Origin of the sequence: Mesorhizobium sp. M7D.F.Ca.US.004.03.1.1 (genome assembly GCF_003998635.1) — a bacterium.
GTDB classification, from domain to species: domain Bacteria; phylum Pseudomonadota; class Alphaproteobacteria; order Rhizobiales; family Rhizobiaceae; genus Mesorhizobium; species Mesorhizobium loti.
The window spans coordinates 1-8,200 of record NZ_RZQG01000183.1; the positions used below are offsets into that span (position 1 = coordinate 1).

Here is an 8,200-nt window from a genome sequence, read left to right on the forward strand (position 1 = left end):
CTGCTGGCCGGCACCGCCGATTTCGGGCAGCACGATGTGGCGGGCATAGCGTTCGATCTCGTCGGCGGTCAGGGCGGCAGCGGTCATTGCCAGACCATATAGGGACTGAAAAACCTTGTCAGGAGCTAATGCATGTCGCCCAAATGTGTGAAGCGGTTTTGGGCCAACGACCTGCATAAGATCTAGATCGTTGGCCCAATCACGCCGTGGTCGACGGTCAGGAACTGCGCACGCCCCTTGAGACTGGAAAACAGCGCTGCATCGGTTCCGGTCATGAACGCTTGGCAGTTCAGTTCTTCCAGGATGGAAAACAGCGCCGCGCGCCGCCCGCTATCGAGATGCGCGGCTATCTCGTCGAGCAACAGGATCGGCGTCATGCCCGACATTTCGCCGGTCAGCCGGGCATGCGACAGCACGATGCCGACCAGCAGCGCCTTTTGCTCGCCTGTCGAGCAAAGCTCGGCCGGCATCGCCTTGGGACGGTGCCGAACCACCAGGTCCGAACGGTGCGGTCCCTCGAGCGTGCGTCCGGCGGCACGATCGCGGTCACGGCCCTCGATAAGCGTCCGGCGGAAGCGCTCCTCGACATCGACCGCCGGCGCGGTGGCAATTTCGGCTTCCAGGTCGCCCGAAAGGCCGATATCGGCCTGCGGAAATGGTCCCGTGTCGGGCAGCCTGTCGATCATGGCGGCCAGAAGGCGCACCATCTCGGCTCGCGCCGCGGCGATCGCCACACCGGTTTCGGCCATCTGCGTCTCGATCGCGTCGAACCAACGGTCGTCCCGGGAGCCTTCGGTAAGCAGGCGATTACGGCCGCGCATCGCCTTCTCGTAGTCGATCGCACGTTGCCCGTGGCTGGGGTCGATCGCCAGCACCAACCGGTCGAGAAAGCGGCGGCGATCTGCGGCCGGCCCGGTGAACAACGCGTCCATCGCCGGCGTCAGCCAGACCACGCGCAGCCATTCCAGCATGTCCTCGGCCGAACGCGCCGAAGCGCCGTTGATGCGCACCCGCCTGCCGCCTTCGCCGGCAGTGTCGCCGCCGGCAATGCCCGTTCCGATCTCGACCTGGCCGTCAGGTCCGTCGAGCTGGGCATGCAGCGCAAAGCCGCCGTCGCCACCTTCGCGCGCGACATCAGCGTAGGGGGCGCGGCGCAAGCCACGCCCCGGTGTCAAAAAGGAGATCGCTTCGAGGAGATTGGTCTTGCCGGCACCGTTGTCGCCGGAAAAAACCACGGCACCTGGCGCCAGATCGATCGTCAGCGCCGCATAGTTGCGGAAATTAGTAAGCGTTAGCTTACTTATATGGTTCTGTATCGGCAACCGCTATCCGCCTATAGAGCGGTCCATCGTTTCACGGAAACGCAGAACCGCTCTATCTCTTTGTTTTAACGCAATTCCCAAGGGAAAGCGCTGTGCGCTTTCCCGGGAAACCCACTTCACACTTTTCCTGGAATAGCTCTGGAAGTTGCCGCAATCATCATTCTTGCCGCCGCTCCGCTACAAGACCGAATTGCTGACACCGCGCCGGCTACACCCGCATCGGCATCAGCACATAGAGTGCGGTCTCGTCGGCCATGTCGTGGATCAGCGTCGGCGAACCGGCATCGGCCAGCATGAACTTGGCCTCCGTGCCGGTCAGCTGCGCGGCAACGTCGAGCAGATATTTGGCGTTGAAGCCGATCTCGATCGGATCCGATGAATAATCCGCCGCCAGCTCCTCGGTGGCGCTGCCCGAATCCGGATTGTTGACCGCAAGCGTCACCTGACCCTCGCTGATCGACAGCTTCACCGCGCGGCCGCGTTCGGAAGAGATGGTCGAGACGCGATCGACGGCGGCAGCGAAGCTCTGCCGGTCGATGATCAGCTTCTTGTCGTTGCCTGTCGGAATGACCCGCTGATAATCGGGGAAGGTGCCGTCGATCAGCTTCGAGGTCAAAACCACGCTGCCGATGGTGAAGCGGATCTTGGTGTCCGACAGTTCGGTGGTGACCGCGACATCCGGATCGTCGACCAGCTTCTGCAGCTCGCTCACCGTCTTGCGCGGAATGATGATGCCCGGCATGCCCTCGGAACCGGCCGGTGCGTCGATCTCGGCGCGCGCCAGACGGTGGCCGTCGGTCGCCACCGAGCGCAGCTTCAGCTTGCCGCCGACCTCATGCGTGTGCAGGTAGATGCCGTTCAGGTAGTAGCGCGTCTCCTCGGTGGAGATGGCGAACTGGGTCTTCTCGATCAGGCCTCTCAGGGCAACCGAGTCGAGACGGAAGATATGCGAGAAGGATCCGGCCGAAAGCTCCGGGAAGTCGGATTGCGGCAGGCACTGAAGGCGGAAGCTCGAGCGGCCTGACGTCACCGTCATGGCGTTGCCGTCCTCGTCCGTCTTCAGCATCACCTCGGCGCCATCGGCGAGCTTGCGCACGATGTCGTAGAGCAGATGTGCCGGAACTGTCGTCGCCCCGCCGCGCTCCACCTTGGCGGGCGTCGCCTCCGTCACCTCGAGGTCGAGGTCGGTCGCCTTCATCTCAAGGCTGGCGCCTTCGGCGCTGAGCAGCACGTTGGACAGGATCGGTATGGTGTTGCGCCGCTCGACCACACGGTGGACGTGGTTGAGCGACTTCAGGAGATTTGACCGTTCCAGGATAACACGCATGACGAAACAGGCTCGCTTGAATGAATGACGGGTCACCAGTGGGCGGCGCCCCGCGAAAGGTCTGAACAGGCTCAGAATCTGCGTAAACTGACAGGAAAAAACCAGCAAACGCAAGCCCGCGCCACCGGTTCGGGCAGGCTACGCGGGCTTTCTGGGGATAAAGGGCACGAAGTCCGCGAGCCGGTGTCATAAAACCGAAATCCGGGCCGCTTCCAGGCGGCGCCACGAGCCTATCCCAGGCCCCGGGCCGCACTGGCAAGCCATTGAATTCCGGCGTTGTTCCGGTTCGCCCCAGTCCGGTCAGGCCTGGTCGTTGATCAACCGCCTCAAGAGCTCGAGTTCCTGCGCCAGCGTGTTGTCGTTGCCGGATAGGTCCTCGATCTTGCGCACGGCATGCAGCACCGTGGTGTGATCGCGGCCGCCGAAACGCCGTCCGATCTCGGGCAGCGAGCGCGGTGTCATCACCTTCGACAGGTACATGGCGACCTGCCGCGGCTTGACGATGGTGCGCGTGCGTCGGTTGGACAGCAATTCGGTCTTCGACACATTGTAGTGGCGCGCGACGATGCGCTGGATGTCCTCGATACGGACCCGCTTCGGCTCGCCGGTACGATAGATGTGGCCGAGGATCTCGTCGATCCGGTCGATGGTGATCTGCGGCTCGAAGGATTGACGGAACAGCAGCTGGTTGAAGGCGCCTTCCAGTTCGCGTCCGCTGCCGGTCACGGTGCGTGCGACGTGATTGAGGATCTCTTCCGAAATGTTCAGCGACGCGTCATCGACCCTGGCGGTGGCAAGGCGCAATTTGAGCATGCCAAGGCGCATGGCGAAATCAGGCGCCGACATTTCGAGCGCGACACCACCATTGAGGCGCGAACGGACCCGCGGTTCGAGCGATTCCAGTTCCGACGGCGGCCGGTCGGCGGCGACGACAACCTGCTTGGCGCTGTCGAGCAACATGTTGATCAGGTGGCAGAATTCATGCTGGATCGACTTGCCCTGCAGGAACTGCATGTCGTCGATGATGAGCAGGTCGATGTCGCGCAGCTGTTCCTTGAGCGTCAGCGCGTTGTTGTCACGGATCGCGGTGGCAAAGCGCCACATGAAATACTCGGCCGTGAGATAGACGACGCGCGACTTGGGGTTCTGCTTCAGCGATTCCGCGGCGATGGCCTGCAACAAATGTGTCTTGCCGAGCCCGACGGTTGCATGAAGGAAAAGCGGGTTGAAGCGCACCGCGCTCGATTGCGATTCCGCCACTGCCTTGGCTGCGGCGAAGGCCACCCGGTTCGACGGTCCCTCGATGAAGGAGCCGAACGTGTAGCGCGGATCAAGCGGTGACCCCAGCACATTGTGGCGGAATTCGCTCTCGACCGGTGTGCCCGGACGCGGAGCCGGTGCACGCTCTGTCCGGCCGGGGCTGACGGTGCCGGCGGCAAGCACCGTCTGCGTCTGCCGAGTCATCTTGCGTGCCGGCACCACCTCCGGCTCGGCCTGGCTGCGTCCCTGGCGGGTTGCCGTGCGCACGACGATGTCGATCTTGAGGAGATCGGGATCCTCCTGCTTCCACAACTCGGAGATGAGGTCGAGATAGTGGCCGTTGATCCATGAGCGCAGGAAGGCGGTGGGCACCGAGATGCGGACAATGCCCTTGGAAGCCTCCGCGACCTTCATGCGGCCAAACCAGCTCGAATAGACTTCGGTTCCCAGGCGCGCCTTCAACTGGGTCCTGACCCGGTCGAATTTCTGTTCCGCGTCGCTGGAGACCGCCATGTCGTTTGCTCCGATCAAAGTTCCAGGAAATGGGAGGTCGCCCGTAAGTTCCCTTTCGATGCCGCTCTGCATGATCTTTTCCTTGTCCTTCCGTACCTGTTTTTCCACCGGGGATGCGCCTCCTGCATCCGGTTCCGGCGACTGCGTCTTTGCTACGACGTCCGCTGCCGCCGCCGGCAGATGAACGTCGCCCATTATCGAGGGGAACCGGTGCCGGCCCATGGAAGCCAGTCCGCGTTGGGTATGTCAGGGCAATACAACACCGTCCGGCGAAAAGAGCGCCGGCGCGCCATCTACCTGCCATGTCTAGTTACGCCAGTCCCCTACCGTGTCGAAAAAAGACAAACCAAATCGGTCCGCGGACTTGATCCGCGTTGCAAATCCCGCCAATTTAAGCTGGCCGATTCAGGCTGGGTGTAAGGTCCAGAGCCCGTCCCTTTCGATAGATCGACATTACCGAAATCGCTGTGGATAGGGCAAGGCCACGTCTAACGGATTTTTAAGGAATCTGGTTACTGGAGGCGGGTTCGAGTGGCGTGCCGCAACGGCACATTTTAACAAAGCCATTGTGATTCAAACCCTTTTCCGGCGAATATGAAAAACCGGGCGCTTAGAGAAATATTCTGAAATATTTCGCTTGACAGCTACTTGTCCCCCATCGGGTTGGCCCGGTGTGGACAAGCTGTGGATCACCATCTGTAAGTGTCTGAAAAATATAGGCTATTTCTGATAGCTAAGAATCTTTAAGCCGGCCCTTTTCAAGCATGCCGGCCAACAGCAGGCATGCATATGCCGGCAAAGTATTCCCAATCGTGAAATCCGCACAAGACGCCGTTTCCGGACATTCTTTTTAAGTGCTTGCCGGCAAACGAAAAAACCCGGCACAAACGGCCGGGTTCGAAAGAACGTCAGTCTAGGGAAGTTATATTAGGCCGAGAGAACTTTGACCCGCTGGGCCAGTCGCGACACCTTGCGGGACGCTGTGTTCTTGTGGATCACGCCCTTGGTTGCGGCGCGCATCAATTCCGGCTCCGCGATCTTGAAGGCAGCCTGTGCGGCAGCCTTGTCACCGGAGGCAAGTGCCTCTTCGACCTGGCGGATATAGGTGCGGACGCGCGAGCGGCGGTTCTTGTTGATCGCTGCGCGGCGGACGATCTTGCGCGTTGCCTTTTTGGCCGAGGATGTATTGGCCATGATGCCTCTCTTCTGATCTGGTCGGCCGCATGCGGGATGCCGCAGGGCGCAAAAAACAAACGGGCAGCCACGGGGCCGCCTCGGTTGGTGGGGCTTATAGTTCAGCTTTTCCGGCGCGTCAACGCTGCCTGGCCTTCTTTTTGGCGGCCAACAGCCATCTTCTTCGCAGCTAAAGGATTGGCGTCAGCGGTTGGTGAAATTCGGCTTCCGCTTCTCGGCAAAGGCCGCCATGCCTTCCTTCTGATCGTCCAGTGCAAACAGCGAGTGAAACAGCCGGCGCTCGAACCGCAATCCCTCGGCAAGCGTCGTCTCGAAGGCGCGGTTGACTGCCTCCTTTGCCATCATCACCGATGGCAGCGAGAAAGCGGCGATCTTGGCTGCCGCCTTCAGAGCCTCCTCGACTAGGTCACTGGCAGGCACGACCCGCGACACCAGGCCCGAACGCTCGGCTTCGGCGGCATCCATCATCCGCCCGGTCAGGCACATGTCCATCGCCTTCGACTTGCCGACGAAGCGGGTCAGCCGTTGCGACCCGCCCATGCCTGGAATGACACCAAGAGTGATCTCGGGCTGGCCGAATTTGGCCGTGTCGGCGGCTATGATGAAATCGCACATCATCGCTAGCTCGCAGCCGCCGCCGAGTGCATAGCCCGCCACCGCCGCGATAATTGGCTTTCGCGCCCGCGTAAGCTCCTCCCAGCCGACGAAGAAGTCTTGGGCGTAGGCGTCCGCATAGGAGATGGACTGCATCTCCTTGATGTCGGCGCCGGCGGCGAAAGCCTTTTCGGAACCGGTGATGACCATGGCGCCGATGCCGGCATCGGCGCCAAAAGCGTTCACGGCTGCGATCAGTTCGGTCAGTATCTGGGAGTTCAGCGCGTTGAGCGCCTGCGGCCTGTTCAGCGTGATCAGTCCGACCTTGCCGTGCGTCTCGGTGATGATCGTCTCATAGGCCATGGCTGCTTCTCCTCGCTCGCGCTCGTCTAACTCACCGTTGACATGTCCGGCAATAGAAGGTCGATCGGCCGCTCTGCACGATCCGTTCGATGTGGCCGCTGCAGCCGGGCTTCGAGCAGGCTTCGCCTTCGCGGTCGTAGACGGCGAAGGAGTGCTGGAAATAGCCCAGTGACCCATCGGTCTGCATATAATCCCGCAGTGAGGACCCGCCGGCGGCAATCGCATCTGATATCACCGAGCGGATGGCTTGGGCCAGGTGTTCGCTTTGGGCCTGGGCTTTCTTTCCGGGTTTGGCGATCGTGCCCGCCTCACGCAGCGGCGACAGGCTGGCGCGCCATAGCGCCTCCGACACATAGATGTTGCCAAGCCCGGCGATCAGCCTCTGGTCGAGAAGCGCTGCCTTCAGCGGTGATCGCCGCCCTTTCATCAATGAGGCAAGCAGTGCGCCGTCCAATGTATTGCCCGTTGGCTCAACGCCGAGTCCGGCGAGCATCGGATGGACGTCCGGCCCTTCGGCAAACAACATGAAGCCGAAGCGGCGCGGATCATTGAAGATCACGCGTGATCGGGCGCCTGCCGGAGATACGACATGGAAGACGACATGATCATGATTGGAGCTCTTCGAGCGGTCGTGGTGGAAGATGCCGGGCATGTCGTTGCTGTCCGCCGTCTCGATTCGGAATGAGCCCGACATGCCGAGATGGCAGATCAGCACGGGACCGCCTTTCAGGTCCATCGTCAGATACTTGGCCCGGCGGCCGAGTGCCGTGACCGTCTTGCCGGTCAGCCGCTGTGAGAATTTCTCGGGAAATGGAAAGCGCAGATCCGGGCGGCGTGCCTCGACACGGGTGATGGTTGCGCCTTCCAGGACCGGCTGCAGCCCGCGCCGGACGGTTTCGACCTCCGGCAATTCAGGCATGACCGCCAATCGCCGTATAGAAAGAAGTCCCGTAAAGGCCGTGCGCCAGCCCAAGATGCTCGGCCACGGTTTCGCCGATATCGGCGAAGGTTGTTCTCAGCCCGATGTCGCCGCCCTTGAAACCCGGACCTGTGCCGATCACCGGAATGCGCTCGCGCGTATGATCGGTCCCTTGCCAGGTCGGATCGTTGCCGTGATCGGCCGTCAGGATGAGAAGATCGCCCTGCCGCAGCCTTGCAAATGCCTCCGGCAGCCGCCGGTCGAAGGCCTCAAGCGCGGCAGCATAACCTGCAACATCGCGGCGATGACCGAATTCGGTGTCGAAGTCGACGAAATTGGCGAAGACGAGATCGCCGTCGCCGGCATCGTCCATCGCGCCCAGCGCCTCGTCGAACATGGCCATGTTGCCCGCCCCCTTGCGCACTTGCGAAATTCCGCGATGGGCGAAGATGTCGCCGATCTTGCCGATGGCGATGACACGGCTGCCACGCGCTGTCAGCCGATCGAGCAGGGTTGGCTCCGGCGGAGGCACGGCGTAGTCATGACGGTTGTATGTGCGCTCGAAAGTGGCGGTGGTTTCGCCGACGAAAGGCCGCGCGATCACCCGTCCGATCCTCAGCGGGTCAACCAGCCTGCGCACCACCTTGCAGAATTCATAAAGTCGCTCGAGGCCGAAATGGACTTCATGCGCGGCGATCTGCAGGACCG

Annotated in this window: 7 protein-coding genes and 1 pseudogene; all 8 read right to left on the minus strand. The window is 61.7% G+C overall.

The features are described from left to right. Positions 1–87, minus strand: a pseudogene (locus tag EN935_RS42010) (thiamine biosynthesis protein ThiF); the annotation flags it as partial. 95 nt (positions 88–182) lie between these two features. Next, positions 183–1,322, minus strand: a complete 1,140-nt coding sequence (gene recF / locus EN935_RS13140; RefSeq protein WP_127262818.1) for a DNA replication/repair protein RecF — start codon at positions 1,320–1,322, stop codon at positions 183–185. Positions 1,323–1,530: 208 nt separating this feature from the next. Then, entirely contained in the window at positions 1,531–2,649 is a 1,119-nt protein-coding gene (dnaN, locus tag EN935_RS13145) for a DNA polymerase III subunit beta (RefSeq protein ID WP_109666422.1), read from the minus strand. Between the two features lie 300 nt (positions 2,650–2,949). Then, positions 2,950–4,422: a chromosomal replication initiator protein DnaA gene (gene dnaA / locus EN935_RS13150; protein ID WP_245468682.1), complete on the minus strand. Its 1,473-nt coding sequence runs from the start codon at positions 4,420–4,422 to the stop codon at positions 2,950–2,952. A gap of 927 nt (positions 4,423–5,349) precedes the next feature. Beyond that, a complete protein-coding gene (rpsT, locus tag EN935_RS13155) occupies positions 5,350–5,616 on the minus strand; it encodes a 30S ribosomal protein S20 (protein WP_013533694.1) in 267 nt (88 codons plus the stop codon). A 183-nt stretch (positions 5,617–5,799) separates the two neighbouring features. After that, on the minus strand, positions 5,800–6,573 hold the full coding sequence (locus EN935_RS13160; RefSeq protein WP_109666425.1) for an enoyl-CoA hydratase: 774 nt from the start codon (positions 6,571–6,573) through the stop codon (positions 5,800–5,802). Between the two features lie 31 nt (positions 6,574–6,604). Further along, on the minus strand, positions 6,605–7,492 hold the full coding sequence (gene mutM, locus EN935_RS13165) for a bifunctional DNA-formamidopyrimidine glycosylase/DNA-(apurinic or apyrimidinic site) lyase (protein ID WP_109666428.1): 888 nt from the start codon (positions 7,490–7,492) through the stop codon (positions 6,605–6,607). After that, positions 7,485–8,200, minus strand: a 716-nt coding sequence (locus EN935_RS13170) for a phosphopentomutase (protein WP_127373362.1), incomplete at its 5' end; no start/stop codon positions are given. The genes EN935_RS13170 and mutM, both read right to left, overlap by 8 nt.